Raw genomic sequence first — 26,960 nt, 5'->3', positions numbered from 1 at the left:
CACCGCTTTTGTCGACCCGTCCAGCCGCCGATGCCCGTTGATCATTACGAGAACTTCCCGGTCGCATCGCTGCTGCTTCCCGCCCGCCTGCGTCGTCCGATCGAGGCGATCTACCGCTTCGCGCGTGCCGCCGACGACGTCGCCGACGAGGGCGAACTCCCCGCAACCGAGCGCCGTGCCGGGCTCGAGCTCTACTACGCGGCGCTGACCGCGATCGAGGGCGGCGTCGCGCCCGCGGCGCCGCACTACGGCGATTTCGCCGAACTCGCCGCGGTCGTCCGCGAATGGCAGCTGCCGGTCGCCCTGCTGCGCGACCTGCTCGACGCCTTCGCCCAGGACATCGTCAAGAAGCGTTACGCCGACCAGGCGGAGCTCCTCGACTACTGCCGCCGCTCGGCCAATCCGGTCGGGCGCCTGCTGCTGCATCTGGCCGGCTGCAGCACGGGCGAGGATCTGCGCCGCTCGGACGCGATCTGCAGCGGTCTGCAGCTCGCCAACTTCTGGCAGGACGTCGCCATCGACTGGCAGAAGGGCCGCGTCTATCTGCCGCAGGACGATCTGGCGCGCTTCGGCATCGACGAAGCGCAGATCGGCGAGGGGCGCTGGAGCCCGGCCTGGGCCGCGCTGATGGATTTCGAGATCGACCGCGCCGAGGGCCTGCTGCGCGCGGGTGCGCCGCTCGTGCATTCGCTGCCAGGACGGATCGGCTGGGAGATCCGCCTGACCGTCCAGGGCGGCCTGCGCATCCTCGAGAAGACCAGGCGTGTGCGCGGCGACGTCTTCAGGCGACGTCCGACCCTCGGCGCCGCGGACTGGGCCGTGATGGCCCTGCGCGCCCCATTCACCGGCCGCGTCCTGCGCGCGCCGGGGTCGCTGCCCTAGTCGACACGCCCGGCCCGCCCCGGCAGCGGCACCGTACCCCTGCGCTGCCCTCCCCCTCGTCTTCAGCATCAGCCTCGTTTCCGCCCCATGACCCCCGATCAGTATTGCCAGCAGCGCGCCGCCGCCAGCGGTTCGAGTTTCTACTACAGCTTCCTGTTCCTGCCGCCGCTGCGCCGGCGCGCCATCACCGCGCTCTATGCCTTCTGCCGCGAGGTCGACGACGTCGTCGATGAATGCCGCGACCCGACGGTGGCTGCCGCCAAGCTCGCCTGGTGGCGCGAGGAAGTCGGTCGCCTCTACCATGGAACGCCGCAGCACCCGGTGACGCGCGCGCTGCAGGTGCTGCTCGCCGACTTCGACCTGCCGCAGGAGCAGCTCGAGGAAATCATCGAAGGCATGGCGATGGACCTCGTGCATACGCGCTATGCCGACTTCGCCGCCCTCTCGCTCTACTGCTACCGCGTCGCCAGCGTCGTCGGCCTGCTCTCGGCCGAAATCTTCGGCTACCGGGACCGGCAGACGCAGAAGTACGCGCACGACCTCGGCATGGCCCTCCAGCTCACCAACATCATCCGCGACGTCGGCGAGGACGCCCGCCGCGGGCGCGTCTACCTGCCGCAGGACGAGCTCGCGCGCTTCGGCGTCGCCGAAGCCGACCTTGCCACCGGCCGCTATTCGGAAGGCTTCCACCGCCTGATGGACTTCCAGCTCGAGCGCGCCGAACGCTACTACGCGCAGGCGCTGGCGGCGCTGCCGGCCGTCGACCGCAAGGCGCAACTCCCCGGACTGATGATGGCGGCGATCTACCGCACCCTGCTCGACGAGATCCGTCGCGACGGGGTGAGGACGCTGACCCAGCGCGTCTCGCTGCCACCGCTGCGCAAGCTGTGGATCGCCGCCCGCACCTGGATCGGCGCATGAGTGCGCACGGCCAGGTCCAGTCCGACGCGCGCCTGCGCGTGGCGATCGTCGGCGGCGGCTGGGCGGGACTCGCCGCCGCGGTCGAACTCGCAAGCGCCGGCGTGCAGGTCACCGTCTTCGAGTCCGCGCGCCAGCTCGGCGGCCGCGCGCGCAGCGTCGAGGTCGGCACGGCCTCAGCGCCACTGCGGGTCGACAACGGCCAGCACATCCTGATCGGTGCCTACTGCGAGACGCTGCGCCTGATGCGCGAGGTCGGCGCCGACCCGGAGCGCCTGCTGCTGCGGCGACCGCTCGAACTCCACCATCCGGGCAGCGCGGCGGCGCCGGCGTTCTCGCTGCGCCTGCCGCGCCTGCCGGCGCCCTGGCACCTCGCGCTCGGCCTGCTCGGGGCACGCGGTGTGTCCCTGGCCGAGAAGATCGCTGCCGCGCGCTTCATGCGCCGGCTCGAGGCCAGGCGATGGACGCTGCCGGAGGACGAGAGCGTCGCCGCGCTGCTGCAGCGGGAGCGACAGGGACCGCGCCTGCGCCGGTACTTCTGGGAACCGCTCTGCCTCTCGGCGCTGAACACGCCGGCGGCCGACGCCTCGGCGCAGGTCTTCGTCAATGTGCTGCGCGACAGCCTGGCCGGCGCCAGCGATGCGACCGACCTGCTGCTGCCGGCGGCCGACCTGGACCGCGTATTCGCGGCGCCGGCGGCCTCCTTCGTCGTCGCCCGTGGCGGCGCGATCCGCCTTGCCTCACGGGTGCGCGCCATCGAACCCGATGGCAGCCAGTGGCTCGTCACCGTCGACGGCAGCGGCGATCAGCGCGAGCGCTTCGACCAGGTCGTCGTCGCCACCGCGGCGCCGGCGGCCGCGCGCCTGCTCGCGCCCTGGCCGGCGCTCGCCGGCCCCTGCGCCGCGCTCGAGCACGCGCCGATCGGCACGCTCTATCTCGGCTATCCGCCGGAAGTGCGCCTGCCGCTGCCGATGCTCGGCCTCGAGCAGGCGGCGGCGCTCGGGCAATGGGTCTTCGATCGCGGCCAGTTGTGCGGGACGGCCGGAGTCCTTGCCTTCGTCTTCAGCGGCAGCGGCGCCTGGGAAGCCCACGACGCCGACGAGCTCGCGCGTCGCCTGCACCGCGAACTGGAAAGCGCGCTCGGCCGCGCGCTGCCGACGCCGACGTGGCGGCAACTGATCCGCGAGCGGCGCGCGACCTTCGTCTGCCGGCCGGGACTGGCGCGGCCGGGCTGCCGGACCGGGATTCCCGGCCTGTGGCTCGCCGGCGACTTCGTCTGGGCCGGCTACCCGTCGACGCTGGAGGGGGCGGTACGCAGCGGCGTCGCCGCGGCGCACGAGATCCTGCGCCGCTGAGGCGACTCCGGCCGGGCGATCAGCCGGCCGCCTCGATGCGCCCGGCGTGCACGCGCAGGATGCGGCCGCAGCGCGCGGCGATCTCCTCGTCGTGGGTGACGAGGATCAGCGTCGTCCCGCGCTCGGCGTTGATCGCGAACATCAGCTCGATGATCTGCGCGCCGGTGGCGGCGTCGAGGTTGCCGGTCGGCTCGTCGGCGAGCACCAGCTGCGGTTTCGGTGCGAAGGCGCGCGCCAGCGCGACGCGCTGCTGCTCGCCGCCCGAGAGCTGACGCGGCGTCTGGCCGAGGCGATGCGCGAGACCGACGCGTTCGAGCCAGTACCTGGCCTGCGCCTCGGCGTCCTTGCAGCCGGCAAGTTCGAGCGGCAGCATGACGTTTTCCAGCGCGCTCAGGGACGGCAGCAACTGGAAGGACTGGAAGACGAAGCCGAGCAGGCGCCCGCGCAGGAGCGCGCGCCCGTCCTCGTCGAGTACGCCGAGGTCCTGGCCGGCGAGCTGCACCGAACCGGAACTCGGCTGGTCGAGTCCGGCGATCAGCCCGAGCAGGGTCGACTTGCCCGATCCGGAAGCACCGACGATGGCGACCGTTTCGCCGGCAGCGACCGAAAACGAAATCTCGTGCAGAATGGTCAACGTCTGGCCGACGCCGGTCGCCACCACCTTGCCGAGCCCGCTGACGACGATCGCCGGCGACGCTCCGCCGGCACCGCTGCCGGCTGCCCCTGCATTTTCCTCGACACCTGCGCTCATCATGTTCCTTTCGCGATTTTCCCTGACGGCAGGACCGACCTCCCCCGGCTCAGGCGCCCTCGCCCGCCGCTGGCCGGCGGCCCTGGGCTTCATGCTCGCCCTGTTCCTGCTGATGCCGGCAGCCCACGCCGCGCGCAACATCCTCGTCGTCGGCGACTCGCTCTCCGCCGGTTACGGAATCCGCCAGGATGCTGCCTGGCCCGCACTGCTCGGCAAGCGGCTGAGCGAAGCGCAGTTCGATTATAACGTCGTCAATGCCAGCATCTCCGGCGAAACCAGCAGCGGCGGCCGCGCCCGCATCGGCGCGCTGCTCGATCGGCACCAGCCGGCCGTGGTCATCGTGCTGCTGGGCAGCAACGACGGGCTGCGCGGGCTGCCGGTGGCGACCCTGCGCGACAACCTCGGCGCCATCGCCGACGCCGCGCAAAAGCGCCGGGCACGCGTGCTGATCGTCGGCCAGCGCCTGCCGCCGAACTACGGCCAGTACGCGGCGGACTTCCACGCGGTCTTCGGCGAAGTCGCGCGCGCGCGCAAGACCGCGTTCGTCGACTTCCTGCTCGAAGGCGTCGCCAGCGACCCGCAATTCTTCCAGACCGACAACCTGCACCCGACCGCAGCGGCGCAGCCGAGGCTGCTCGACAACGTGTGGAAGGGACTCGCGCCACTGCTGCGCTGAAGGAGTTGCCCATGAGCGAAACCATCGCCTCCGCGCCTGTCGTCGTCAGCGAGAACCACCGCGGTCGCTACCAGCAGGACGTTCGCGTCGGCGAACACCTCCTGATCGCCGACGAGCCCGTGAGCGTCGGCGGCGGCGACGCAGGGCCGGCGCCCTTCGACTACCTGCTCGCCGCGCTCGGCGCCTGCACCTCGATGACGGTGCGCATGTACGCGGAACGCAAGGAGTGGCCGCTCACCGAGGTCAGCGTCGCCCTGAGCCTCGAAGCGGGGCCGGGCGGCGAGCAGCGCATCGTGCGCCGCATCACGCTCGCCGGCGAGCTGTCCGCCGGGCAGAGGTCGCGGCTGCTGGAGATCGCCAACAAGTGTCCGCTGCACCGCGCCCTGTCGAATCCGCTCGCGATCGACAGCAGCCTCGTCGAGGCCGACTGAATCCCGCTGCCCGCCCGTCCGTTCCGCGGACGCAGCTCGCGCCCGACTGGCGCCGCGCGGACAGTCGGCAGCGAGCTTTTGTGCTAGATTGACCGCCTGAAAAACCCTTTCATCGACACGGCCTTCAAGGTGCATCCCGATGCTTGAGCAACACTACCTGACCAGTCTCTTCGAGCCCAAATCAGTCGCCGTCATCGGTGCGACGGACCGCGACCCCTCGCTCGGCGGGATCCTCTTCCGCAACATCCTCAAGTCCGGCTACAAGGGTCGCCTCTACGCGATCAACCCGCGCCACGAAACGGTACAGGGCGTCCAGGCTTACAAGTCGATCGAGGAAATCGGCGCACGCGTCGAACTGGCGGTGATCACCACGCGTCCGCAACTGGTGCCGGCGATCGTCGAACAATGCGGTCGCAGCGGCGTCAAGAACGTGATCATCATCAGCTCGGGCTTCGCCGAGTCCGGACATTCCGGCGCCGCGCTCGAGCGCAAGCTGATGGAAATCGCGCGCAGCTACAACGTGCGCGTGCTCGGCCCGAACTGTCTCGGGGTCATTCGCCCCGACATCGGCCTCAACGCCACCTTCGCCAGCGTCAATGCCGAGCCCGGCAACCTGGCGCTGGTCTCGCAATCCGGCGCGATGTGCTCGGCGGTACTCGACTGGGCCAGGTCGAACAAGGTCGGCTTCTCCTCGGTGATCTCGCTCGGCAGCACCGCCGACGTCGATTTCGGCGAAATCCTCGACTACCTGATCCACGACAACCGCACGCACTACATCCTGATGTACGTCGAGGGCATCCGCAACTCGCGCCGCTTCATGAGCGCGCTGCGTTCGGCGGCCCGCATCAAGCCGATCATCCTGCTCAAGGCCGGTCGCCACGCCGCCGGGTCGGCGGCGGTGCAGACGCACTCGGGGATGATCGCCGGTTCCGACGTCGTCTTCGACGCCGCGGTGCGCCGCGCCGGCGTCGTCCGCGTGCAGAACATCGGCCAGCTCTTCTACGCATCGAAGGCACTGGCATCGAAGTTCCGCCCGCAGGGCAAGCGGCTGGCGATCATCACCAACGGCGGGGGCCCCGGCGCGATGGCCGCCGACCGCGCCGGCGACCTCAACATCCCGCTCGCCGAGCTGGCGCTGCCGACGATGCAGGCCTTGAACGCCGCGCTGCCGGCGAACTGGTCGCATGCCAACCCGATCGACATCGTCGGCGACGCGACGCCGGAACGTTACCGCGACGCGATCCTCGCCGTCGCCCAGGACCCCGGCGTCGACGGCATGCTGATCATGCTCGCGCCGCAGGCGATGACCAATCCGATGGAGGTGGCCAAGACGGTGATCGAGGTCAGCGAGCAGACCTCGAAGCCGATGCTCGCCTGCTGGATGGGCGAGGAGCAGGTTGCGGAAGCGCGGCAACTGCTCGAGGAAGCGCAGATCCCGGCCTTCCGCATGCCGGAAACGGCGATCGAGCTGTTCTTCCACATCGCCACCTACTACCGCAACCAGAAGCTCCTGCTGCAGACGCCGGAGCCGAGCTCGCGCAAGCAGCGCGCCGAGACCGAAGGCGCCAAGATGCTGGTCGAGGCCGTGCTGCAGGAACGGCGCAAGGTGCTCTCGGAGATGGAATCGAAGGCCATCCTGCGCGCCTTCCGCGTGCCGGTGGCACAGACCATGGTCGCGCGCACGCCGACCGAAGCGCTGCTGCTCGCCGAGCAGCTCGGCTTCCCGATCGCGATGAAGGTCGATTCGCCGGACCTCGTCACCAAGAGCGACGCGGGCGGCGTCCGCCTCAACCTGACCAGCGCGCTGGCGGTGCGCAACGCCTACCACGACATCATCGAGACCGTGCGCCGCAAGCGCCCGCAGGCACGCATCAACGGCGTCTCGATCGAGCCCTACCTCGACCGTCCGCACGGACGCGAGCTGATGGTCGGCGTCGTCCGCGACCCGATCTTCGGGCCGATCATCACCTTCGGTGCCGGTGGCTCCGAAGTCGAGATCTTCAGCGACCGGCAGGTCGCGCTGCCCCCGCTCAACCGCTTCCTGGCCAAGGACCTGATCAAGTCGACGCGCGCTGCGAAACTGCTCGACGAGTTCCGCAACATGCCGCCGGCGAACCGCGAGGCGCTCGAGGAAGTGCTGCTCAACATCTCGGAAATGGTCTGCGAACTGCCCTGGCTGCAGGAACTCGACCTCAACCCGCTGATCGTCGACGAGAGCGGAGCGATCGCTGCCGACGCGCGCATCGTCATCGACTACGTCCCGCCGAACGGCGACCGCTATTCGCACATGGCGATCCACCCCTACCCGGTGCATCTGATCGACGAATGGCCCCTGCCCGACGGACGCATCGTCACCATCCGCCCGATCCGTCCCGAGGACGCCGAGATGGAGCAGGAATTCCTCAAGAACATGTCCGACGAGAGCCGCTACTTCCGCTTCATGGACACGCTGCGCGAGATGACGCAGGCGATGCTGGTACGCTTCACGCAGATCGACTACGACCGCGAGATGGCGCTGGTGGCGATCATGCGCGACGACGACGGCAAGGAAATCGAGCTCGGCGTCTCGCGCTACGTCACCAACCCGGACGGCGAGTCGGTCGAGTTCGCGCTCGCCGTCGCCGACGCCTGGCAGAAGCACGGCATCGGCCGCCGGCTGATGACCTCGCTGATCGACTGCGCGCGCGCCAAGGGTTACCGCAGCATCGTCGGCGACGTGCTCGCCGCCAACGGCAAGATGTTCCGGCTGATGACGAGTCTGGGCTTCACCATCCACCCGCACCCCGAGGATCCGGCGGTCAAGCGGGTGATCAAGCCCCTGCAGGGCTGATTGCCAGCGGCGGCCTCTGGGCCGCCGTGGCGAAAAAACGGGCGCCGGCGGCGCCCGTTTTTTCAGGGAAGCGAATCAGTCCTGCTTGAAATTGACATCGTAGGGATAGCCGACCTGCTTGCGTGCCTTGGCGAAGGTCTCGATGTCGTCCTGGGTCTTGCGCTCCCACCAGATCGCGCGCCCGCGCCGCTGCTCATCGACCCAGTCGGGGTTGCTGGCGAGCAGCTCGCGCATGAACAGGGTGTAGTCGGAGACGTAGGGAGCAGCCATCGGGACTTCCTCAAGTGTGCCGCGGCGTCGCCGGCGGCAGGAATCAGCGGACAGGATTGGTCGTGGCGTCGCCGACACGACGACCGGATTCTAGCCGATCGCGGCAACGAGCGGCTGCGCGCGGCTTGTGCGGCAGCGACTCAGTGAAAAACGATCGGGCGCGCGCTGCCGGCGCAGAACTCCTCGAGCAGCGCGTCGATCGCGGCGAAGCTGCGCTGCTCGGCGGGTATCCTGTCGATCGCGGCGCGAAAGCCGCTCGCACCTTCACCGGCGAGGAACAGGCTGCGCGAGCGCTCGCGCTCGACCAGTTCGTAAGCCTGGTGCGACGGATAGGCCAGGATCAGGTAATGCTCGCTCGCATAGACGACGTTCATGGCGACTCCTCGAATGGACGGAAAAGCCGGAAAACAGCTGATTGAGCACCCTAGCTGGGGGCGGCGCAGGATCCTTCAAGCCCCGCCGGGGGACGGCAGCCGTCCCCCATGGAGCCCGCGGGCGCTTCAGCGCTTCTCGAAGCGGAGCGAACCGGCCACGCAACTGACGCCGATGCAGTCCTTGGCGACGAAACGCCCCTCCAGGATCGCCTTCGCCAGCGGGTTCTCGATCTGCGCCTGGATCGCGCGCTTGAGCGGCCGCGCACCGAAGACCGGGTCGAAGCCGGCGCTGGCGATCTCGGCCAGCGCGTCGTCGTCGACCTCGATCTTCATGTCGAGCTGCGCCAGCCGTTTTTCGAGCAGGCCCAGCTGCACGCGCGCGATCGACCTGATGTGCGACTCGTCGAGCGCGTGGAAGACGACCACCTCGTCGATGCGGTTGATGAACTCGGGACGGAAGTAGGTCTTCACCTCGCTCATCACCGCGAGCTTGACGACGCCGTAGTCGGAGCCGCTCATCTGCTGGATCATCTGGCTGCCGAGGTTGGAGGTCATCACGATCACCGTGTTCTTGAAGTCCACGGTGCGCCCCTGACCGTCGGTCATGCGCCCGTCCTCGAGCACCTGCAGGAGAACGTTGAAGACGTCAGGATGCGCCTTCTCGACCTCGTCGAGCAGGATCACGCTGTAAGGCTTGCGGCGCACGGCCTCGGTCAGGTAGCCGCCCTCCTCGTAGCCGACGTAGCCGGGAGGCGCGCCGATCAGCCTTGCCACCGAGTGCTTCTCCATGAACTCGCTCATGTCGATGCGGATCATGTGCTCTTCCGAATCGAACAGGAATTCGGCGAGCGCCTTGCACAGCTCGGTCTTGCCGACCCCGGTCGGACCGAGGAAGAGGAAGGAACCGTAGGGGCGGTTCGGGTCGCCGAGACCCGCGCGCGAACGGCGGATGGCGTCGGACACCAGGCGCACGGCCTCGTCCTGGCCGACGACGCGCTGGTGCAGGCGTTCCTCCATCGACAGCAGCTTCTCGCGCTCGCCCTGCATCATCTTCGACACGGGGATTCCGGTCGCGCGCGAGACGACCTCGGCGATCTCCTCGGCGCCGACCTGGTTGCGCAGGAGCCGGTTCTTCGTTTCGCTACCGTTGCCGCGGCTCTCGGCCGCCTTCAGTTGCGCATCGAGCTGCGGCAGCTTGCCGTACTGCAGTTCGGCGACGCGGTCCAGCTTGCCCTCGCGCTGCAGGCGGACGATCTCGGCGCGGATGCGGTCGATCTCCTCCTTCAGCTGCGCGCTGCCCTGCACCTGCGCCTTCTCGGCCTTCCAGATCTCCTCGAGGTCCGAGTACTCCTTGGCCAGGCGCGCGATCTCCTCCTCGATCAGCGCCAGGCGCTTGCGGCTGCCCTCGTCCTTCTCCTTCTTCACCGCCTCGCGCTCGATCTTCAGCTGGATCAGCCGGCGGTCGAGCTTGTCCATCACCTCGGGCTTCGAGTCGATTTCCATGCGGATGCGCGCGGCCGCCTCGTCGATCAGGTCGATCGCCTTGTCCGGCAGGAAACGGTCGGTGACGTAGCGGTGGCTCAGCTCGGCGGCGGCGACGATCGCCGGGTCGGTGATCTGCACGCCATGGTGCAGCTCGTACTTCTCCTGCAGGCCGCGCAGGATCGCGATCGTCGACTCGACCGAAGGCTCGTCGACCATCACCTTCTGGAAGCGGCGTTCGAGCGCAGCGTCCTTCTCGATGTACTTGCGGTACTCGTCGAGCGTGGTCGCGCCGATGCAGTGCAGTTCGCCGCGCGCCAGCGCCGGCTTCAGCATGTTGCCCGCGTCGATCGCGCCCTCGGCCTTGCCGGCGCCGACCATCGTGTGCAGTTCGTCGATGAAGACGATGATCCGGCCCTCGTCCTGGGCGATCTCCTTCAGCACCGACTTCAGCCGCTCCTCGAACTCGCCGCGGTACTTGGCACCGGCCAGGAGCGCCGCCATGTCGAGCGAGAGCACGCGCTTGCCCTTCAGCGTCTCGGGAACCTCGCCATTGACGATGCGCTGCGCCAGCCCCTCGACGATCGCCGTCTTGCCGACGCCGGGCTCGCCGATCAGCACCGGGTTGTTCTTGGTGCGCCGCTGCAGGATCTGGATCGCGCGGCGGATCTCGTCGTCGCGGCCGATCACCGGGTCGAGTTTTCCGGCGCGCGCGCGCTCGGTCAGGTCGAGGCAGTACTTCTTCAGCGACTCGCGGCTGCCTTCGGCTTCCTGGCTATCCACCTTCTGCCCGCCGCGCACCGCAGCGATCGCCTGCTCCAGCGGCGCGCGCGCCAGGCCGTGCTGGCGCGCCAGCCGCCCGGCCTCGCCCTTGTCCTCGCAGAGCGCGAGCAGGAACAGTTCGCTGGCGATGAACTCGTCGCCGCGCTTCTGCGCCTCGCGGTCGGTGAGGTTGAGGAGGTTGTTGAGGTCGCGACCGACCTGCACCTCGCCGCCGTGGCCCTCGACCTTCGGCAGGCGCTCGATCGCCTGGCCGACGGCATTCTGCAGCGCCTGCGTGTTCACGCCGGCGCGCGCCAGGAGCGAAACGACGCCGCCGTCTTCCTGGCGCAGGAGCGCTGCCAGGAGGTGCAGGGGATCGATCATCTGCTGGTCGTTGCCGAGCGCGAGACTCTGCGCGTCGGCCAGCGCCTGCTGGAACTTGGTGGTCAGTTTGTCGAGACGCATGGTGCATTCTCCGCGGGAGTGTTCGAATGCCTTGCAGATGGGGCGCTGCGCGCCGAATTCAAGGGCAGCGAGCGGGCCGCGTCACGGCGAGTCCGGTCGCCCCGTCCAATAGCCGGGATGGTCGGCATGATCGCGGCCGTGAAGGCGGAACGTCATGCGCAACCCGCATCATTGCGAGGCGCACAGCGCCGTGGCGATCCAGTTCGTTCTTCTCGATCGCCACACTTCGGCTGCGTCCAGGCCCGATACAGCCGGCTGAATTCAGCGCCGCCGCAGCGGTTCCAGCAGCGACGACAGCCCGTTGTGGTCGAGCTCGTGCATCAGCGCCAGCAGTTCCCCGAGCCGGCCCGGCGGGAAACCCTCGCGCGCGAACCAGTTGAGGTAATTGCCCGGCAGGTCGGCAATGGCGCGCCCCTCGTACTTGCCGAAAGGCATCTTCGTCGTCAGCAGAGCAGCCAGTTCCTTGCCGTTCGTCGCCTCGCCGTTCATCGACTTTCGGCTCCAGCGGCGACTTCGGCGAGGATCGCGGTCAGCAGCCGCCAGGCCTTTCCCACCGACTCGACCTCGACGCGCTCGCCCGGCGCGTGCGCGCCGCGGATGCTCGGCCCGAAAGAGACGATGTCGATTCGCGGATGCTTGGCGCCGATGATCCCGCATTCGAGGCCGGCGTGGATCACCTGCACCTTGGCCTCGCCGCCGAACTCGCGCCGGTAGACCGACTGGCACAGCGCGAGCAGGCGTGAACCGGGGTTCGGCGCCCATCCCGGATACTGGCCCGACTTTTCGGCCGTCGTTCCCGACAGCGCGAACAGGCTGACGATCTCGTCGGCGAGCGCCGCGCTGCCGCTGTCTACGAGCGAGCGGACCATGAAGTTGCAGCGGCCGCCTGCCGGCGACAGCGCGACCACGCCGAGGTTGTTCGAGGTCTCGACGACGCCGGGAAAGGCACGGCTCCAGCGCCGGACGCCGTGCGGGGCCGCGTGCAGCGAAGCGAGCCAGAGCGCCTGATCGGCAGTACCCAGCACGGAAGCGGTGGCAGCGGGCGCGAGGCCGAGGCGGACACCCGCATCGACGCCCTCCAGTTCCTCGGAGAGCTGAGCCTGCCAGGAGCCGATGCAGGCCTTGAGCGCGTCGGCACTTGCCGCCGGCAGCGCGACGATCGCGAAGGACTCGCGCGGCAGTGCGTTGCGCGCCGAGCCACCGTGCAGTTCGGCGAGGCGCAGCGGCAGGCGCTGCTCCAGGTCACGCAGGACGCGCACCAGGAGCTTGATCGCATTGCCGCGCTGCTCGTGGATGTCGATGCCCGAATGCCCGCCGCGCAGGCCGCCGAGCTCGATTCGCCAGCACGTGTGCCCGGGCGGCAGGGGCTCGGGCTGGCCGGCGCGTTCGACATTGACGTCGAGTCCGCCCGCGCAGCCGAGGTAGAGCTCGCCCCACTCCTCGGTATCGAGGTTGAGCAGCAGCCGGCTCGCGAGTTCGCCGGCTGCGAGCCCGTGGGCGCCGCCCATGCCGGCCTCCTCGTCGACCGTGAGCAGTGCTTCGAGCGGCCCGTGCACGAGCGACTCGTCCTCGAGCGCCGCGAGGATCAGCGCGACACCGATGCCGTTGTCGGCGCCGAGCGTCGTCTCTTCGGCGACGATCCAGCCGTCACGCAGGAGCGGCCGGATCGGATCAAGCGCAAAATCGTGGTCGGTGCCCGCGTTCTTCTGGCAGACCATGTCGAGGTGCGCCTGCAGCGCGACACCCGGCGCGTCTTCCAGCCCGGCGCTCGCCGGCTTGCGGATCAGCAGATTGCCGGCGCGGTCGACCTTCGCCGCGAGACCGCGGTCGCGCGCCCAGTACCGCAGATAGTCACGCAAATGCTCTTCGCCCTTCGATGGACGAGGGATCGCGCACAGCATCGCGAAGTGCGCCCAGACGGACGCGGGTTCGAGGGAAGAAAATGCAGTCGATGTCATGATGTTCGGTCCTGAACGGCCTGAGCGCGGCGTGAGTTGATGGGGCTGCTGCCCGGAAGGCGATATTGTCGCCGATTCATGCCCGCGAAGCCGCCGGCAGTCCGGACTCAGTCGCTGGCGGCCCCGTTCGCCAGCGCCGCGCGCCGACCTCTCGCTGCATCGACCCCCGAGAGGACCAAGAGGCCGACGACGAAGTAGGTCCCGGTGGCGAGGATCGCCAGCCGATGGTTGCCGTCGGTCGCCCAGGTGACCACACCGTAGGTCAGCGGGCCCAGGATCGACGAGAACTTCACCGCCAGCCCCCACAGTCCGAAGAACTCGGCGTGGCGCTCCGCGGGCGCCAGGTAGCCGACCAGCGCCCGGCCGGCGGACTGGCTGGCACCGAGGCAGAGGCCGGCGATGTTGGCGGCGACCCAGAACAGCGGCGGCGTGGTCGCCGCCCAGGCGAGCACGATCATCGCGATCCAGCCGGCGAGCGTGAGCGCGATCGCACGCACGTAACCCAGGCGGTCCTGCCAGTAACCGAAGCCGAAGGCACCGAGCGCGGCGGTGATGTTCACCAGGAAGATCAGCATGATCGACTCGGTCGTCGAGAAGCCCATCGCCTGCTCGGCGTAGATGGCGGCCAGCGCGATCACCGCCTGGATGCCTGCCTGGTAGAAGACGATGCAGAGCATGAAGCGGCGCATGTCCCGATACTGCCGCGCATGCTGCAGGGTGGCGCGCAGGCGGCGCCAGGCCCTGCCTTCGGCCAGCGGCTTCAGCGTCGAACGCTCGCGCAGGAAGAGGAAGGTCGGTGCCGACGACAGCGCGAACAGCAGCGCGGTGATCAGCATGCACACCGGGACGAATTGCGCCGCCGTGTCGCCGCGCGCCTCTGCCCAGGTGACCCAGGCGAGGCAGGCGCCGAGGCTGACGAGGCCGCCGACGTAGCCGAGGCTCCAGCCCCAGCCCGAGACCTTGCCCAGGTTGTCCTCGTCGGCGAGTTCGGGCAGGAAGGCTGCGATCAGGTTCTCGCCGGTGGCAAAGCAGAAGTTGGAGATCACGATGAAGACGATCGCCAGCGCGACATCGCCGGGTCCGGACAGCGCGAGGCCGGCGGTGCCGAGCACGCAGCCGGCGGTGGACAGCGCCAGCAGCTTCTTCTTGCCGCGATGCGCGTCGGCCCAGGCACCGAGCAGCGGCGCCGAGAGCAGGTTGAAGAGGTAGGACAAGGACAAGGCCGCGGTCCAGGCGAAGGTCGCCCAGGCGCTCTTGCCGGCGACGACGCCGACGAAGTAGGCGCTGAAGATCGCGGTGATGACGACCGTCGTGTAGCCCGAGTTGGCAAAGTCGTACATCGCCCAGGCCCAGACCTCGCGCGGGCGCACGCCGGGGCGCAACGCGCCGGCGCTGTTCGGTTCTCCGGCAGACGGCGGGAGGGAAGCTGTGTTCTTCGGCATGGTGCTGGGGCGATGGCAGGCGCTGCGGCAGCTTACTCGATCGACACGTTTCTGAAGCTGTCGCCCTGCTGGTCGTGACTGATCTGCGCCTTGACTTCCGGGGACTTGCGCCCGACCACCGCGACGATCGACGCCTGCGCCTGCTGGAATGTCTCGAAGGGCCGGTAGCATGCGCCGAGGTCGGGCGAGCGGCTGACGAAGGGAACGCCTGCCGCTTCGAGGAACTGCTTCAGGCTCGCCGACTTGAGCGCGTAGTTCACGTTCTGCGGCAGGTCCCGGGTCTTCTCGGCGACGGCCAGCGCGTTGAGCTTGGCGCGCACGACGCCGATGACCGATCCATCCGGAGCGAGCACCGGCCCCCCGGAATTGCCCTTCTGTACTTCGGCGCTGAACTGAAAGAAGCCCTCGTCGCCGCTCTCGGTCCGGTCGCCGTTCACGATGCCGTCGGTGATCTTCTTCGACATTCCCTGGATGCGCGGTTGCGGGTAACCGATCACCAGCGCCTCCAGGCCGATCGGCACGTCCTTCCACTCGGCAACGGGCAAGGCCGGTCGTGCCAGCCGCAGCTTGAGCAGTGCCAGATCCTTCTTCTCGTCGACTTTCACGACCTGGGCCACGCGCCAGAGATTCCTTTCCAGCGGCCCGACCAGGATCTGGGGCTGGTCGCGGATGACGTGAAAGGCGGTCACCACGTACCCATCCTCGCTGACCACGAAACCGGAGCCGAAACTGACCGGCAGCGGCGCCTCTGCCCTCGCCGCCGGCAGGGCCAGCGATGCGAGCGCGCAGCTCAGCAGCACCCTCTTCATCCGTTCGGCCAGTTTCATGATGGTCCTCCTCACGCAAGCGCAACGGACGCTTGTACCACAAGCGACGACGGCATGGAGCATTCAAGCCTTAAACTATGCGTTTCCGGAAACCTGCAGGAGCAAGCCCATGGCGTTTTTCAGAGTACCGATGCACGACAGCGAGGAGTGGGAGTGCCCCTACCCCTTCATCATCATCGAGGCCGACGACGATTACTCTGCCTACGAGAGCGCCCTCGGCAACCTGCCGACCTTCTTCGGCGACCCTGTCGCCGACGGTGAAACCGCCGAGGATGGTCACCAAGGCATCGTCGAGATCGCCGACCCGCTGGCCGAACCCTGGCCGCTGTTCACGCAGGCCTTCTTCCTGCGCGAACTGGTCCAGCGCCAGCCGGCGCCGTCAGTCGTCGTCGATGCGGATGCCTAGCCGGGGCCAGCCGTCAGCGCGGATTCCCGCGCAGGCGTGAATCCGCGCGCGCCGGGCGGCTGCCGAGGTCAGCCTGCTCCAGCCACAACAGGGCTTCGGCATGGGCCATGAAGCGCGCAAGGTATTCCGGGGAGGTCTCGCGCATCAGCTGCAGCGCCTGCAGCATGAGCCGCTGTGAATTGAGCGGACCGGCATTGTCCGGGGCCTCGGCCAGCGCCCGTGCGAGCTGGCGCTCGACATGCAGCGTCGACCAGGTTTCCCGGAAATACGCGAGCGACTTCAGCTCCCCCTGAGCGACGGCCTTGCCCGCAGGACCCGCGCCCGGGGCGCCGGCTGCCTCTGCACTGGATCGCGCATGGGCGAGCAACTCTGCCAAGGCAGGAGCGCGCTGCCCGCTTTCCAGGCGCACGGCGATCCGACGCAAGCCGGCGAACTCTCCGCGCGAAAACGCCCCCTCCAGTTCGTCGCAGGCAGCGGGAAAGCGCTCCATCGTCCGCGCCAGTATCTGCCTCGCCTCGTCCCGCGCCCTCGCGAAGCGCTCGCCGTACGCGCATAGCGCGTCGGCCAGCTTCGCCTCGAGGATGCGCCGGAGCTCGCCCTGCGCAGCCGCGGCGCGGTCGGCCAGCGCCTCGATGAAGCGAAAGCCGACCGGATCGAAGCCTGGCGCGTGCTGCGCGCGCCAGGCTGCCAGCGCCGCCCGCGGATCGCCGCTCGCGCCCGCCGGCAGTTCGGTCGCCGCCGCCACGCCCGCTTCACGCATCGGAACCGGCCTTCTCCCGCGCGGACCTCGGCACCGGCGCGATCTCCACGCGCCGGTTGCGCGACCTTCCCTCGGCCGAGGCATTGGAAGCCAACGGCTGCTCGGCACCGAAGGCCGCGGCGAAGATCGAGGCTGAGGGGACGCCTGCGTCGATCAGCGCACGCGTCACCGTCAAGGCCCGACGCGCCGACAATTCCCAGTTGTCGGCGAACTTGCGATTGCCTTCGCGCGTCGTCCGATCGTCCGTGAAGCCGCTGACCATCAGCATTTCGTCGCGGCTGGCGAGATAGGCGCGCAGCGGTCCGGCCAGGCCCTTGAGCAGCTGCCGGCCCTCGGGCTGCAACTCGTCCGAACTCATCGCGAACAGCACGCTGCCGCTGATGCCGATGCGCCCGTCGGCGAGCGTCACCCTGCCCGCCGCCAGCGGGCCGGCCAGTGCCTTTTCGAGCGAGAGACGCTTCTGCTCCTCGATCTCGCGCTTGTGCACCTCGGCTTCCAGCGTGGTCGCCAGCTGCAGCTGAACGCCGAGCACGCCGACCAGGATGAGGACGAAGGCGCCGAGCAGCCCCGACATCAGGTCGCCGAAGACGGCCCATACCGGCGCGTTGTGTTCGATGCTGGAATCGTCGCGCTCCATGCTCAGACCTCGCCGGCCGTCGACGCCGTTGGCGCCGACAGGCGCTGCCGGTCGTCGACGATCCGCTGCTGCGACATGATGCAGAGGTCGATGATCTCGCGCGCCTGCGCGACGTAATACGCGAGCTGATCGTCGCTTCTCGCCATCGACTTGTCGAGCGTGCCTTCGATGCGCTGCAGCGTCGTCGTCAAGCGCTCGTTCGCCTCGCTGAACAGCTGCACGGAGAGCGCGAAGGCCTCGCTCAGGCTCGCCACCTCGACGGCGCTGCCACCGAGCTGCGCGGCGACGCCGGACAGGCGCGCCGATTCGGCCGCCAGCGTCTCGGCATGGCGCGCGCCGACGCGGTCGAGCAGCTCGCTGGAACTCGCCACCAGCGCCTCGATCGCCGCCTGCTGTTCGCCGGTACCGCGATTGATCGCATCGAGCAGGCCGGAGAGCGTCGCCATGATGCGCGCACGCTCGGCCAGCTGCTCCTGGTCGCGGACGATGCTGGCGCCGAGTTCCTGCCGCAGTTCGCCGATGACTGCGGCCGCGGCGCGCGGTGCTTCGGCGACGGTCTGCAGCAGCCGGGCGACTTCGTCGATGGTCCGGCTGCTCCGCGCCTGCGCTTCGGCACCGATGTCGCGCGCGGTTTGCGCCAGCGTCTGCAGCAGATGCTCGTGCTGCTCACGCGTCTGCGCCTCCACCTCCTGCCACTGTCGCTGCAGCATCGCCGCCGTCGCTGCCAGCGCTTCGCTCATCGCCTGCAAGCGCTGTCGATCCTGCGCCGCCGACTCCGACTGCCATCCGGCATGCGCATCCCTGAGCGTCGCCAGGAGCGATTCGCTGCGCTGCGCGAACGTATCGGTGAAGGCTGCCAGCGCGTCCTGCAGGCGCCGGTTCAGGTTTTGGTTGCTGCGTTCCTGCTGCTCGAGCGCCCGTGTCCAGGTCTCCGACACCGCGCCGACGGTGGTCCCGAAACGCTCGGCGAGCCCGTCGAGCTGTGTCCTCACCGTGTCGGCCAGCTTCTCCTGCAGCGAATTCGTCTCCCGGGCGATCCCGTCCAGCGCCGCCTCGACCGCCGGCTGGATCGTCGCGCCGGCGATGCGCGCGCTTTCGCTCAGGCTCTCCTGCAGCGACCGGCCGACCGCGGACGCCAGATCCGAGTAAAGGCCCTTCGCATCGAGGTAATGGCTCTCCTGATTGGCGAGCAGGCGATCGTTCAACTGCCGGCCCTGCGCTTCCATCTGCGCCATCATCGCCTGCAATTGATTGACCACCTCGGGCAAACCCTGCGCCTGCATCTGCAGCGCCCTGTAGGCTTCGGCACGCTGGTGGCTCAGCGAAAAGCCGCGCAAGTCCCTGGCGATGCGCATGTCGAGCACTTGCGCCGCCTGCTGTCTTTCGCGCCGGCACAGGGCCGAGATCAGCCCGAGCATCGCCGAAGCGGCCACCCCGGCGACCGAGGTACCGAAGGCCACCCCCAGGCCCTTGACCGGAGCCGCCAGCGAGGCGCGGATGGCCTGCAGGTCCGTGCTGCTTTCCAGCGCGATGACCGCCCCGTTGAGGGTGAGCACCATGCCGAGGAAGGTACCGAGCATCCCGAGCAGCACCAGCAATCCGACCAGGTAAGGCGTCAGCGCCGGCCCGGGCAGACCGACGCGCTCACCGTCGATGCGCAGGCGCACTGAGTTCTGCAGCGAGGGCGGCAGCTGGCCAAGCCAGTCGGCAAGATTCGACAGATCGTCGGGGATCGCGGCCAGCGCCCGCGCCAGCGCGGAAGTCGCCTGGCTGAAGCGCAGCAGTTCGAGCGCGCCGGCGACATAGACCGCGCCGATGATCGCGGTCATGCCGAGGGCCAGCGGACTGGAACCGATATAGCCGCTGCCGACCCAGGCCACCGCGAGCAAGCCCAGGGCAAAGGCGCTCAGGGAAATCGTTCTGTTCATCGCTACTTACTCACCTCTTCGTCAGCTCCTTGCCCAGGGCTGCAAGCAGCCCCTCGACCGGCTGCAGGCGCAGATCGAGTTCGGCCAGCAGCACCGACTGCATGTCCTTGCTGAATTCGCCAAGCCAGGCTGCCGGCGTCGCCGCCGACTCTTCCTTCTGCTCGCGCTGCAACTGCGCGAAGCGCTTGGCGAGGAACAACGGCGGCTTCGCCAGCAACTGCTGCTGGCGAGCCGCCAGGGCCTGCTCCAGCACCGCATCGAGGGCAGCCAGTCGCCGCAGCGCCGGCGAGGCGCTGGCCAGCGCAGCGCGCACCCTGGCGCGCAAGGGGGCAATCGCCGCGATCATCTTTCGTTGCTGGGCGAAGTAAGCGCTCTGATAAGCCAGGAAGTCGGACGCGCCCTCAGCGCTCCGCTCCTGACCGGGCAATTCGATCGCCGTCTGGAGCGAGGCCACCGGGCTGAGCGGGCTGAGCACGGCATCCTTGCTTATCGAACCCGCCAGTGCCGCACGCACGCGCGCCAGATCCTCGTGCAAGGCGGCGAACGTCGGCGACAGAGCGCTATCCGGAGAAGCCGAAGCAGTCGCCGCGCCGCCGTTGAGCACTGAGAAGAGCGCGATGGCATCGGTGAAGTCCAGCCACTGGCACATCCTCTCGACGCCGGATTGTCTTGCTTCGGCGACATTCGTCACCGCCAGACCGGCGAGGACGCGAATGAGCGGGGGACTATGAAAACTGGCGGGCGACGAAGCTTTCGTCATGAAGGAAATCGAAATCCAACGGCGAAAGGGGGGCAAGGCTACTACAAAGCGACTGAAAGGTCAGCGCAGCAAGAACCGTCGTCGAGCTGAATGATCTGATCGAGCAGCGCACGCACCTCGGCGAAGCGCGCGTCAGACCAGCGACCCGGAGGATGCGCGCCAGCACCACGAACCGGCGGCACTTGATTCGCGTTTGAAAAATTGTTGTCTGCCAGATCCAAATGGGACTAAGCTAAAATGACTAAGTCAGAGCCGATCCGGAGTTTCCATGCAGACAGTCAACATCCATGAGGCAAAAACCAATCTCTCGCGTCTGATCGAACAGGCTGTTGCAGGAGAGCCATTCATCATTGCCAGGGCGGGCAAACCGCTGGTCAAGGTATCCCGTCTGGATGCTCCGGCTTCGGCGCAGATCAGGCGAGTCGGCTTCATGGCCGGCCAGATTCTGGTGCCGGACGATTTCGACCAGATGGGTGGCGAGGAGATCGAGCGGCTCTTTGGGGATGAGGCGTGAAACTGCTGCTTGATACCCATCTCTTGCTCTGGGCTGCCGGAACTCCCGAACGGCTCTCGGCGGCGACGCGGACGCTGATCGAAGCCCCGGAAAACGAACTGTTCTACAGTGCCGCGAGCCTTTGGGAAATTGCCATCAAGCGCGGACTCGGCAGGAGCGATTTTCAGGTCGACGCGCGCGTCCTGCGGCGAGGTTTGCGCGACAACGCTTACAGCGAGTTGCCGATCAGCAGCGAGCACGCCCTTGCCATCGATTCCCTGCCGCTGATCCACAAAGACCCATTCGACCGTATTCTGATCGCCCAGGCTATGGTTGAGGGCATCATCCTGCTGACGGCGGATGCTCTGGTCGCGCGCTATCCGGGGCCGATACGGCTGGCTTGAAGGATCGGCATCGGGGAAGAGGCACAGATACTGGCTTTGCCGCCGCGAACCTGCGCGGTGCAGAGAAGAATGCCTCTTTTCCTGACGCCGTCCCGGTGCTACAGGGTTCTTGGCAACAACCTTTGCAACTCGCCCTCGCCCATGCCCTCGGGTTACGGTTTCGTCTTTTCGCAACCCGGAGCAGCGAGTACCCGCCGACGCCGCCATCGAATCCTTCATCCAGCGCTGGAGCAAAGCCGGCGGTAGCGAGCGCGCCAACTACCAGCTCTTTCTCACCGAACTCTGCACGCTGCTCGACCTGCCACAGCCCGAGCCCGCCGGCGACGACACGCGCGACAACGCCTGCGTCTTCGAGCGCCGCGTCGTCATGTGCGCGCCCTATGGCAGCGTCAGCAACGGCTTCATCGACCTCTACCGGCGCGGCTGTTTTGTGGCCGAGACGAAGCAGACCGGCAAGGCGCTCGACAGCAGCGGCTGGGACAAGGCGATGCTGCGCGCGCACAACCAGGCCGACCAGTACGCGCGTGCGCTGCCTGCCGACGAAGGCCGGCCGCCTTTCCTGCTGATCGTCGACGTCGGCCGCAACATCGAGCTCTACGCAGAATTCAGCCGCTCCGGCGCGACCTACACGCCCTTCCCGGACGCGCGCAGCCACCGCCTCCGCCTCGAAGACCTGCGCCGCGCCGACATCCGCGAGCGCCTGCGCGCGGTCTGGCTCGACCCGATGAGCCTCGACCCATCACGGCGGTCGGCGCGCGTCACCCGCGTCATCGCGGACCAGCCTCGCGACGCTGGCCCCTTCGCTCGAAGCCGTCGGCCACCTGCCCGCGCGCACCTTCACCGAACTCCTGCAGCGTCTCAGGAACAAGCCCGAGAACTTCGCGCCGATGCTCGAAAACCTCTGGTACACGATGAACGTCGGCGGCTTCTCGCCGATCCTCGAAGGCCGGGTGCTGCGCTTCAACGGCGGGCTCTTCGCCGACGCCAGCCCCAACGCGCTCGACCGCGACCAGCTCGCGCTGCTGATCGACGCGTCCGCGGCCGACTGGCGCTACGTCGAACCGGCGATCTTCGGCACCCTGCTCGAACGCGCGCTCGACCCGCGCGAGCGGCACAAGCTCGGCGCGCACTACACGCCGCGCGCCTACGTCGAACGCCTGGTGCTGCCAACCGTCGTCGAACCGCTGCGCAGCGAGTGGCGCGAAGTGCAGGCCGCCGCGCTCACCTACGAGCAGCAGGGCAAGCTCCGTGAAGCGCTCGCCGAAATCCGCGCCTTCCACCGCGACCTGTGCGCGGTGCACGTGCTCGACGCGCTCGAAAAACTCGGGATGGTGCGCCGCGAAGAAGCCGCCTATCGGCTCGCAGGCTAAGCATGCACGCAAAGCTCGCTCGACACGTAAGGCGTCCGGCGGTGCGCTTCCCTGACACCATGACGCGCATGGTGGCGATGTGGGATCGAAAAAAAGCCCGCTCGGGGCGGGCCTCTTCCGGCGGGATTCCGGGGCTATGCCGGGGAGTGCGTCTTGAGCCAATCGCGCAGGGCGGCGTTCATGCGCGTTTGCCAGCCTTTGCCGGTAGCCTTGAAGGCTGCCACTACATCGGCGTCGTAACGCACGGTCAGTGCCTGCTTGGTCGTTTCGGCTTTCGGGCGACCGCGGGAAAGGGCCTTTCGCAGCGTAGCAGCGCCGTCAGCAGCCGACACCGGCTGCTCGCCGATTTTCCACTCCCCCTGCTCGAAGAAGGCGTCCGTCAGTTCCGGCGCGTCGTCAGGGTCAATCCATGGCTGGGGAGAATTTGGCGATTTCCCGTTCATTGGCTTTACTCATGCTGATGATGCGGCGAGCCTCGCCGCGCGGTGTCCAGACCATGATGACCATCCGGCCATCCAGAATGCCGACAGTGGTAAATCGCGGTTCGCCGTAATCGAAGCGAGCATCTTCCGCCGTCACAGTGACCCCCGCGAAAACCTCGCCAGCGCGGGCGAAATCAAGCCCCCGCTCGGCAAGGTTCTTGCTGGGCTTGTCAGGGTCGAACTCTATCCGTATTCTGGCTCACTGTAGTTACAATAAATCAGGCGATCAATAATTTTTTGTAACTACAAATCAACCAGAGCCGAGCCATGGCAAGATGGATCACGACTGCGCTTTTTGGGGCACTGGCTTGGCAGGTGCGATGGCGCAGCCTAACCCGAACTATCCTTCCCATTCCCTCCAGGCCTCATCGCGGCGGCCTGGTCACGAGACGCCGACGACACTGAGCGCCGGCGTCTCTCAGATCACGCCTCACTTGCTGGTTTCGTGACCGATGACGCCGCCGACAATCGCACCGCCGACGGTTCCGCCTGTGCTGCCGCCGGTCAGGATCGCACCGCCGACGGCACCGACGCCTGCACCGATGGCAGTATTCTGTTGCTTCTTCGTCATTCCGGAACACGCTCCCAGACCAAGCAGCATGGCTGCGGCCAGGATGCTCGCGCTGAATCGTTGTGTCGTCTTCATGGGGTCACCTCTCTCAAACGGGGGTTTGCGCAAGACTCCCCGTGACCACGGTCCGGGGAGGACTCGGGGTCAACGATTGATGCGGCTGATCTTCGTTCCTTCGATCGAGAGGCTGGCCATCAGTCCCTGCTGGTCGAAGATGAAGGCATAGGCATCTTCCTTCAGTGTCGAGGTCGACAGGTTCTTGGCGACGCCTTCATTGACGACGACCACGCTCGGCCCGACACCGATTTCCCATCCCTTCGACTCGTCGAGGTATTGCACTGCCTTGTCGGACATCAGGAAGACGACGTAGCCGTAGGACTCGGCACCGGCCTGCCAGCCCCATGAGGCGGAGACAGAGTTGTAATAAGCGACGCTCTTGCCGTCCTTCTTGAGCACGCCTTCGCCGTAACTGCCGCCGAGGATCAGTCCGGCCTTGATGATCTTGGGAAACACCAGGACCGCGCGTGCGCGCTTGCCGAGGTCTTCGGCCAACGAATTGCCCTTGTAGAGGACGCGCAGCGCCTGTGCCGCGTCCTCGTTCAGCTCTTCGGCTGTTGCCGCGACGGCATTGCTGGCGAAGGCGGCCAGGGACAGCGAGGCCGCAGCCACCAGCATCAGTTTGTGGAAAGTGCGTCGAATGGCGTTCATGTCTTCATCCTCTCGGTGATTTTTCAGTCCTTGCCCCGGGGCATCGGGTAGCGGGTCGTCCCACGCCTTGCCCATGGAGGCAGACACCATGTGCATGGATCCGCCTCACCCGCTGTAGAATATATGCCATTCGGAAATTCCGCAATGCAGCCGTGGCGGCGCGGACAGCGACTGGCAGCGAGCGGCACTCGTCGTCGCGCTGCAATGGCAGCCCCCGGTCGCTAGCTCTGGCGTGACTGGTCGGCAAGGATCTCGTCGAGGCTGGCCCGATCGACGACTTCCTTCTCCAGGAGGAGCTTGGCCAGAACCTCCAGGGTGCCGCGGCTCGCCTCCAGCGTCTTCACCACGCGGGCGTGGGCGTCATCCAGGATCTTCCTGGTTTCGTCGTCGATCGCCTGTGCGGTGCGTTCGCTGTAAGTGGCCTGTTGCTGCGGCACGGGAACGTTGAGAAACAGCGAAGTGCGCGGTTCTTCGAAGGTGGCGAGCCCCAGCGTCTCGCTCATCCCGTAGTGCGTGATCATGTGCCGGGCCATGTCCGTCGCCCGTTGCAGGTCGTTCTGTGCGCCGGTGGAGACGTCGCCGAAGACGATCTCTTCGGCGACGCGACCGCCGAGCAGGACATCGATGCGGTCGAGCAGCTCGCTCTTCTTCATCAGGTAGCGATCCTCGGTCGGGATCTGCTGCGTGTAACCGAGGGCGGCGATGCCGCGCGGGACGATCGATATCTTGCCGACGCGGTCGGCATTGGGGCGCGCCTCGGCGACCAGCGCATGCCCGGCTTCGTGATAGGCGACCGTCTGCTTTTCCATCGGATTGATCAGCCGGTTCTTCTTCTCCAGACCGCCGATCACGCGGTCGATGGCCTCGTCGAAGTCCTGCATGTCGACCGCGTCCTTGCCTATCCGGGCGGCGTGCAGCGCCGCCTCGTTGACCAGGTTGGCGAGGTCGGCGCCCGCGAAGCCCGGCGTGCGCGCGGCGATCAGCGCGAGGTCGACACCGGGCGCCAGCGTGACCGCCTTGCTGTGCACCCTGAGAATCTGCTGGCGCCCCGGCAAGTCGGGACGGTCGATCGCGACGTGACGGTCGAAGCGTCCGGGACGCAGCAGCGCCGGATCGAGGATTTCCGGGCGGTTGGTCGCCGCCATGATGATGACGCCGCTGCTGGTGTCGAAACCGTCCATCTGGACGAGGAGCTGATTGAGCGTCTGCTCACGCTCGTCGTTGCCGCCCATGACCCCCATCCCGCGCGCCTTGCCGAGCGCGTCGAGTTCGTCGATGAAGATGATGCAGGGGGCTTTCTGTGCGGCCTGCTCGAACAGGTCGCGGATGCGCGCGGCACCGACCCCGACGAACATCTCGACGAACTCGGAGCCGCTCAGCGAAAAGAAGGGAACGCCGGCCTCCCCGGCAACCGCTTTGGCCAGCAGCGTCTTGCCGGTACCCGGCGCGCCGACGATCAGCACCCCCTTGGGAATCTTGCCACCCAGCTTGCGGTAGCGTTCGGGAGCCTTGAGGAACTCGACCACCTGCATGAGTTCCTCCTTGGCCTCGTCGATGCCGGCGACGTCGTCGAAGCAGACCCCGGTTCCCTTCTCCATGTAGATCCTGGCGTGGCTCTTGCCGATCGCCATCAGCCCGGCGCCGCCGCCCATGCGTCTCATGACGAATTGCCAGATCGCGACGAAGATGAGCGCCGGCAGGATCCACGAGAGCAGCGTCGCGAACCACTTGCTCTCGACGACGCCGGAGAAGGGGATCTTCGCTGCCTCCAGATCCTGCACCAGCGTCGGGTCGTTCACCCGGATGGTCGAGAAGGGATGTTCTCCCGGCCCCAGCTGCCTGAGGCGCTCGGCCGTCTGCTTTGACACCAGCCCCTCAACCTCTTCGCCGAGCAGCGTCCCCCAGAGTACCTGTTCGCCAAGGACGACGTTCTTCACTTTTTCGGCCTTCACCAGCGCCTTGAATTCGCCGTAGGGCAGCCGATCCAGTTCGCCCCTCATGGAGAAGTTTTGCGCCACCAGGATGACGAACAGCACCAGCATCGAGAGCAGGAAGGCAAGCTGCTGTTTCCGTTCCATGGGGTCACCTGTGTCCGCTCGAGGATCTGATTCCGGCTGCGCCGGAGAACGATCGCGAGCGGAGACGGAAGATCGGGATCGCCGGGCGCGCCCTCCCGGCACTTCAGGATAGCACATCGGTCTATGCCGAAGAAGTGATCGGTTTGAAGTGGCACGCTTTGCTGCCAGAATGTAGCGTACGCGGTCGGGGCTTGGCCGGCGGGGAAGCACGACGCCCACCCTGCTTTCGCCACCGCGTATCGCGCTGCATTCAACCAGGAAAGGGAACCCCATGAGCCAGGAAATCCGCTGGAACGCTCGTTACCAGAACGCCGGTGACGAATACCTGTTCGGCACCGAACCGAACCGCTTTCTCGCCCATCGCGCCGCACTGCTGCAAGGCGGACGCACGGCGCTGTCGATCGCCGACGGCGAGGGCAGGAACTCGGTCTGGCTCGCCGAACAGGGGCTGGAGGTGACTGCAGTGGAGATTTCGGAGGTGGCGCTGAAGAAGGCGAAACGACTGGCGGCAGGACGCGGCCTCAAGGTGGACTTCGTCAAGGCGGACATCCTCGCCGAAGACTGGCCGCCGGCCGAACTGCACGACGCCTTCGACTGGGTGGTCGGCATCTTCATCCAGTTCGTCGGCCCCGAGGGACGGGACCGGCAGTTCGCCGCGCTGAAGCGGGTGACGGCGCCCGGCGGGCGCATCCTGCTCCAGGGCTACACGCCGAAGCAGCTCGACTACCAGACCGGGGGTCCCTCGACGGTCGACAACCTGTACACGGCGGAACTGCTGCGCGAGGCGTTTGCCGACTGGGAGATCGAGGAACTCGTCGACTACGAGGACGACATCGCCGAGGGCAGTGGCCACCGCGGCCGCTCGGCGCTGATCGGCATGGTCGCGCGCAAGCCCTGAGCCTGCCCCTGGCGCCTGTCGTCGCCTGCATTCGCCGGGGCG

At 67.6% G+C, this 26,960-nt stretch carries 28 protein-coding genes and 1 pseudogene; 12 read left to right on the top strand and 17 right to left on the bottom strand.

The window, feature by feature from the left end; translation table 11 throughout:
- Nucleotides 1-30 precede the first annotated feature (30 nt).
- The 3 genes from hpnC (at nucleotide 31) to hpnE (ending at nucleotide 3,155) form a co-directional block, all read left to right on the top strand.
- Nucleotides 31-882, top strand: coding sequence for a squalene synthase HpnC (gene hpnC / locus CCR84_RS12385; protein ID WP_201212716.1), 852 nt, complete (start codon nucleotides 31-33; stop codon nucleotides 880-882).
- An 87-nt stretch (nucleotides 883-969) separates the two neighbouring features.
- Nucleotides 970-1,803, top strand: a complete 834-nt coding sequence (gene hpnD, locus CCR84_RS12380) for a presqualene diphosphate synthase HpnD (protein ID WP_201212714.1) — start codon at nucleotides 970-972, stop codon at nucleotides 1,801-1,803.
- Nucleotides 1,800-3,155 carry a hydroxysqualene dehydroxylase HpnE gene (gene hpnE / locus CCR84_RS12375; protein ID WP_201212712.1) on the top strand — a complete coding sequence of 452 codons (1,356 nt, stop codon included), beginning with the start codon at nucleotides 1,800-1,802 and terminating at the stop codon, nucleotides 3,153-3,155. Before hpnD ends, hpnE begins: the two co-directional genes overlap by 4 nt.
- A gap of 19 nt (nucleotides 3,156-3,174) precedes the next feature.
- On the opposite strand, the gene CCR84_RS12370 is transcribed toward hpnE, so the two are convergent.
- Nucleotides 3,175-3,906, bottom strand: a complete 732-nt coding sequence (locus CCR84_RS12370) for an ABC transporter ATP-binding protein (RefSeq protein ID WP_201212906.1) — start codon at nucleotides 3,904-3,906, stop codon at nucleotides 3,175-3,177.
- Nucleotide 3,907: 1 nt separating this feature from the next.
- On the opposite strand from CCR84_RS12370, the gene CCR84_RS12365 reads away from it, so the two are divergent.
- The 3 genes from CCR84_RS12365 to CCR84_RS12355 all read left to right on the top strand — a co-directional run bounded on the left by CCR84_RS12365 (nucleotide 3,908) and on the right by CCR84_RS12355 (nucleotide 7,843).
- Nucleotides 3,908-4,582, top strand: coding sequence for an arylesterase (locus CCR84_RS12365; RefSeq protein ID WP_274610818.1), 675 nt, complete (start codon nucleotides 3,908-3,910; stop codon nucleotides 4,580-4,582).
- Between the two features lie 11 nt (nucleotides 4,583-4,593).
- A complete protein-coding gene (locus tag CCR84_RS12360) occupies nucleotides 4,594-5,013 on the top strand; it encodes an OsmC family protein (RefSeq protein WP_201212710.1) in 420 nt (139 codons plus the stop codon).
- Nucleotides 5,014-5,152: 139 nt separating this feature from the next.
- Entirely contained in the window at nucleotides 5,153-7,843 is a 2,691-nt protein-coding gene (locus tag CCR84_RS12355; RefSeq protein ID WP_201212709.1) for a bifunctional acetate--CoA ligase family protein/GNAT family N-acetyltransferase, read from the top strand.
- Nucleotides 7,844-7,918: 75 nt separating this feature from the next.
- Here CCR84_RS12355 and CCR84_RS12350 read toward each other — a convergent pair whose 3' ends face one another.
- The 7 genes from CCR84_RS12350 to CCR84_RS12320 all read right to left on the bottom strand — a co-directional run bounded on the left by CCR84_RS12350 (nucleotide 7,919) and on the right by CCR84_RS12320 (nucleotide 15,423).
- Nucleotides 7,919-8,113, bottom strand: a complete 195-nt coding sequence (locus CCR84_RS12350) for a DUF3460 family protein (RefSeq protein WP_201212708.1) — start codon at nucleotides 8,111-8,113, stop codon at nucleotides 7,919-7,921.
- Nucleotides 8,114-8,253: 140 nt separating this feature from the next.
- Nucleotides 8,254-8,487, bottom strand: a complete 234-nt coding sequence (locus CCR84_RS12345; protein WP_201212707.1) for a DUF3567 family protein — start codon at nucleotides 8,485-8,487, stop codon at nucleotides 8,254-8,256.
- A gap of 126 nt (nucleotides 8,488-8,613) precedes the next feature.
- Complete coding sequence (gene clpB, locus CCR84_RS12340) at nucleotides 8,614-11,196, bottom strand: ATP-dependent chaperone ClpB (protein ID WP_201212706.1); 2,583 nt, start codon at nucleotides 11,194-11,196, stop codon at nucleotides 8,614-8,616.
- 261 nt (nucleotides 11,197-11,457) lie between these two features.
- Nucleotides 11,458-11,685: a DUF3820 family protein gene (locus tag CCR84_RS12335; protein WP_201212705.1), complete on the bottom strand. Its 228-nt coding sequence runs from the start codon at nucleotides 11,683-11,685 to the stop codon at nucleotides 11,458-11,460.
- On the bottom strand, nucleotides 11,682-13,154 hold the full coding sequence (locus CCR84_RS12330) for an aminoacyl-histidine dipeptidase (protein WP_201212703.1): 1,473 nt from the start codon (nucleotides 13,152-13,154) through the stop codon (nucleotides 11,682-11,684). Before CCR84_RS12330 ends, CCR84_RS12335 begins: the two co-directional genes overlap by 4 nt.
- A gap of 107 nt (nucleotides 13,155-13,261) precedes the next feature.
- Nucleotides 13,262-14,596 (bottom strand): MFS transporter, encoded by a 1,335-nt coding sequence (locus CCR84_RS12325; RefSeq protein ID WP_201212701.1) that lies wholly within the window; start codon nucleotides 14,594-14,596, stop codon nucleotides 13,262-13,264.
- Nucleotides 14,597-14,628: 32 nt separating this feature from the next.
- Nucleotides 14,629-15,423, bottom strand: coding sequence for a S1 family peptidase (locus tag CCR84_RS12320; protein ID WP_201212699.1), 795 nt, complete (start codon nucleotides 15,421-15,423; stop codon nucleotides 14,629-14,631).
- Between the two features lie 109 nt (nucleotides 15,424-15,532).
- Between CCR84_RS12320 and CCR84_RS12315 the strand changes: the two genes are divergently transcribed.
- Nucleotides 15,533-15,829, top strand: coding sequence for a hypothetical protein (locus CCR84_RS12315; protein WP_201212697.1), 297 nt, complete (start codon nucleotides 15,533-15,535; stop codon nucleotides 15,827-15,829).
- Nucleotides 15,830-15,842: 13 nt separating this feature from the next.
- Here the strand turns inward: CCR84_RS12315 and CCR84_RS12310 are convergent, their stop codons facing one another.
- The 4 genes from CCR84_RS12310 to CCR84_RS12295 are packed head-to-tail and all read right to left on the bottom strand — an operon-like array spanning nucleotide 15,843 to nucleotide 19,914.
- Complete coding sequence (locus tag CCR84_RS12310; protein WP_201212695.1) at nucleotides 15,843-16,589, bottom strand: DUF2894 domain-containing protein; 747 nt, start codon at nucleotides 16,587-16,589, stop codon at nucleotides 15,843-15,845.
- Nucleotides 16,582-17,226: an OmpA family protein gene (locus CCR84_RS12305; protein WP_201212693.1), complete on the bottom strand. Its 645-nt coding sequence runs from the start codon at nucleotides 17,224-17,226 to the stop codon at nucleotides 16,582-16,584. Before CCR84_RS12305 ends, CCR84_RS12310 begins: the two co-directional genes overlap by 8 nt.
- 2 nt (nucleotides 17,227-17,228) lie before the next feature.
- The gene (locus CCR84_RS12300; protein WP_201212691.1) at nucleotides 17,229-19,154 is read right to left on the bottom strand and encodes a DUF802 domain-containing protein; all 1,926 of its coding nucleotides are present in this window, start codon (nucleotides 19,152-19,154) and stop codon (nucleotides 17,229-17,231) included.
- A gap of 10 nt (nucleotides 19,155-19,164) precedes the next feature.
- On the bottom strand, nucleotides 19,165-19,914 hold the full coding sequence (locus CCR84_RS12295; protein ID WP_201212689.1) for a DUF3348 family protein: 750 nt from the start codon (nucleotides 19,912-19,914) through the stop codon (nucleotides 19,165-19,167).
- Between the two features lie 268 nt (nucleotides 19,915-20,182).
- On the opposite strand from CCR84_RS12295, the gene CCR84_RS12290 reads away from it, so the two are divergent.
- From CCR84_RS12290 to CCR84_RS16550, 4 genes and pseudogenes are all read left to right on the top strand, one after another.
- Entirely contained in the window at nucleotides 20,183-20,428 is a 246-nt protein-coding gene (locus CCR84_RS12290; protein ID WP_201212687.1) for a type II toxin-antitoxin system Phd/YefM family antitoxin, read from the top strand.
- Nucleotides 20,425-20,811 (top strand): type II toxin-antitoxin system VapC family toxin, encoded by a 387-nt coding sequence (locus tag CCR84_RS12285; RefSeq protein WP_338052610.1) that lies wholly within the window; start codon nucleotides 20,425-20,427, stop codon nucleotides 20,809-20,811. The genes CCR84_RS12290 and CCR84_RS12285 overlap by 4 nt, the downstream gene beginning before the upstream one ends.
- A 109-nt stretch (nucleotides 20,812-20,920) precedes the next feature.
- Nucleotides 20,921-21,532 (top strand): annotated as a pseudogene (locus tag CCR84_RS16805) (type IIL restriction-modification enzyme MmeI); the annotation flags it as partial.
- Nucleotides 21,533-21,698: 166 nt separating this feature from the next.
- Nucleotides 21,699-22,181: a type IIL restriction-modification enzyme MmeI gene (locus CCR84_RS16550; protein WP_242508707.1), complete on the top strand. Its 483-nt coding sequence runs from the start codon at nucleotides 21,699-21,701 to the stop codon at nucleotides 22,179-22,181.
- A gap of 134 nt (nucleotides 22,182-22,315) precedes the next feature.
- On the opposite strand, the gene CCR84_RS12275 is transcribed toward CCR84_RS16550, so the two are convergent.
- The 5 genes from CCR84_RS12275 to ftsH form a co-directional block, all read right to left on the bottom strand.
- Nucleotides 22,316-22,624 carry a BrnA antitoxin family protein gene (locus CCR84_RS12275; RefSeq protein WP_201212685.1) on the bottom strand — a complete coding sequence of 103 codons (309 nt, stop codon included), beginning with the start codon at nucleotides 22,622-22,624 and terminating at the stop codon, nucleotides 22,316-22,318.
- Nucleotides 22,584-22,850 (bottom strand): BrnT family toxin, encoded by a 267-nt coding sequence (locus tag CCR84_RS12270; protein ID WP_338052612.1) that lies wholly within the window; start codon nucleotides 22,848-22,850, stop codon nucleotides 22,584-22,586. The genes CCR84_RS12275 and CCR84_RS12270 overlap by 41 nt, the downstream gene beginning before the upstream one ends.
- Nucleotides 22,851-23,093: 243 nt before the next feature.
- A complete protein-coding gene (locus CCR84_RS12265; protein WP_201212684.1) occupies nucleotides 23,094-23,309 on the bottom strand; it encodes a glycine zipper 2TM domain-containing protein in 216 nt (71 codons plus the stop codon).
- 69 nt (nucleotides 23,310-23,378) lie between these two features.
- A complete protein-coding gene (locus CCR84_RS12260; protein ID WP_201212682.1) occupies nucleotides 23,379-23,942 on the bottom strand; it encodes a lipid-binding SYLF domain-containing protein in 564 nt (187 codons plus the stop codon).
- Nucleotides 23,943-24,163: 221 nt separating this feature from the next.
- Entirely contained in the window at nucleotides 24,164-26,020 is a 1,857-nt protein-coding gene (ftsH, locus tag CCR84_RS12255) for an ATP-dependent zinc metalloprotease FtsH (RefSeq protein ID WP_201212680.1), read from the bottom strand.
- 271 nt (nucleotides 26,021-26,291) lie between these two features.
- Between ftsH and CCR84_RS12250 the strand changes: the two genes are divergently transcribed.
- Entirely contained in the window at nucleotides 26,292-26,918 is a 627-nt protein-coding gene (locus tag CCR84_RS12250) for an SAM-dependent methyltransferase (protein ID WP_201212678.1), read from the top strand.
- Nucleotides 26,919-26,960: the final 42 nt, after the last annotated feature.

Source organism: Rhodocyclus purpureus (assembly GCF_016653115.1).
GTDB classification, from domain to species: Bacteria; Pseudomonadota; Gammaproteobacteria; order Burkholderiales; family Rhodocyclaceae; genus Rhodocyclus; species Rhodocyclus purpureus.
This window is presented reverse-complemented; position numbering and strand designations above follow the sequence as displayed.

Coding starts and splice junctions, on each gene's coding strand:
- hpnC (WP_201212716.1), top strand. CDS start 31: ATGCCCGTTGATCATTACGAGAACTTCCCGGTCGCATCGCTGCTGCTT.
- hpnD (WP_201212714.1), top strand. CDS start 970: ATGACCCCCGATCAGTATTGCCAGCAGCGCGCCGCCGCCAGCGGTTCG.
- hpnE (WP_201212712.1), top strand. CDS start 1,800: ATGAGTGCGCACGGCCAGGTCCAGTCCGACGCGCGCCTGCGCGTGGCG.
- CCR84_RS12370 (WP_201212906.1), bottom strand. CDS start 3,906: ATGAGCGCAGGTGTCGAGGAAAATGCAGGGGCAGCCGGCAGCGGTGCC.
- CCR84_RS12365 (WP_274610818.1), top strand. CDS start 3,908: ATGTTCCTTTCGCGATTTTCCCTGACGGCAGGACCGACCTCCCCCGGC.
- CCR84_RS12360 (WP_201212710.1), top strand. CDS start 4,594: ATGAGCGAAACCATCGCCTCCGCGCCTGTCGTCGTCAGCGAGAACCAC.
- CCR84_RS12355 (WP_201212709.1), top strand. CDS start 5,153: ATGCTTGAGCAACACTACCTGACCAGTCTCTTCGAGCCCAAATCAGTC.
- CCR84_RS12350 (WP_201212708.1), bottom strand. CDS start 8,113: ATGGCTGCTCCCTACGTCTCCGACTACACCCTGTTCATGCGCGAGCTG.
- CCR84_RS12345 (WP_201212707.1), bottom strand. CDS start 8,487: ATGAACGTCGTCTATGCGAGCGAGCATTACCTGATCCTGGCCTATCCG.
- clpB (WP_201212706.1), bottom strand. CDS start 11,196: ATGCGTCTCGACAAACTGACCACCAAGTTCCAGCAGGCGCTGGCCGAC.
- CCR84_RS12335 (WP_201212705.1), bottom strand. CDS start 11,685: ATGAACGGCGAGGCGACGAACGGCAAGGAACTGGCTGCTCTGCTGACG.
- CCR84_RS12330 (WP_201212703.1), bottom strand. CDS start 13,154: ATGACATCGACTGCATTTTCTTCCCTCGAACCCGCGTCCGTCTGGGCG.
- CCR84_RS12325 (WP_201212701.1), bottom strand. CDS start 14,596: ATGCCGAAGAACACAGCTTCCCTCCCGCCGTCTGCCGGAGAACCGAAC.
- CCR84_RS12320 (WP_201212699.1), bottom strand. CDS start 15,423: ATGAAACTGGCCGAACGGATGAAGAGGGTGCTGCTGAGCTGCGCGCTC.
- CCR84_RS12315 (WP_201212697.1), top strand. CDS start 15,533: ATGGCGTTTTTCAGAGTACCGATGCACGACAGCGAGGAGTGGGAGTGC.
- CCR84_RS12310 (WP_201212695.1), bottom strand. CDS start 16,589: ATGCGTGAAGCGGGCGTGGCGGCGGCGACCGAACTGCCGGCGGGCGCG.
- CCR84_RS12305 (WP_201212693.1), bottom strand. CDS start 17,226: ATGGAGCGCGACGATTCCAGCATCGAACACAACGCGCCGGTATGGGCC.
- CCR84_RS12300 (WP_201212691.1), bottom strand. CDS start 19,154: ATGAACAGAACGATTTCCCTGAGCGCCTTTGCCCTGGGCTTGCTCGCG.
- CCR84_RS12295 (WP_201212689.1), bottom strand. CDS start 19,914: ATGACGAAAGCTTCGTCGCCCGCCAGTTTTCATAGTCCCCCGCTCATT.
- CCR84_RS12290 (WP_201212687.1), top strand. CDS start 20,183: ATGCAGACAGTCAACATCCATGAGGCAAAAACCAATCTCTCGCGTCTG.
- CCR84_RS16550 (WP_242508707.1), top strand. CDS start 21,699: ATGCTCGAAAACCTCTGGTACACGATGAACGTCGGCGGCTTCTCGCCG.
- CCR84_RS12275 (WP_201212685.1), bottom strand. CDS start 22,624: ATGAACGGGAAATCGCCAAATTCTCCCCAGCCATGGATTGACCCTGAC.
- CCR84_RS12265 (WP_201212684.1), bottom strand. CDS start 23,309: ATGAAGACGACACAACGATTCAGCGCGAGCATCCTGGCCGCAGCCATG.
- CCR84_RS12260 (WP_201212682.1), bottom strand. CDS start 23,942: ATGAACGCCATTCGACGCACTTTCCACAAACTGATGCTGGTGGCTGCG.
- ftsH (WP_201212680.1), bottom strand. CDS start 26,020: ATGGAACGGAAACAGCAGCTTGCCTTCCTGCTCTCGATGCTGGTGCTG.
- CCR84_RS12250 (WP_201212678.1), top strand. CDS start 26,292: ATGAGCCAGGAAATCCGCTGGAACGCTCGTTACCAGAACGCCGGTGAC.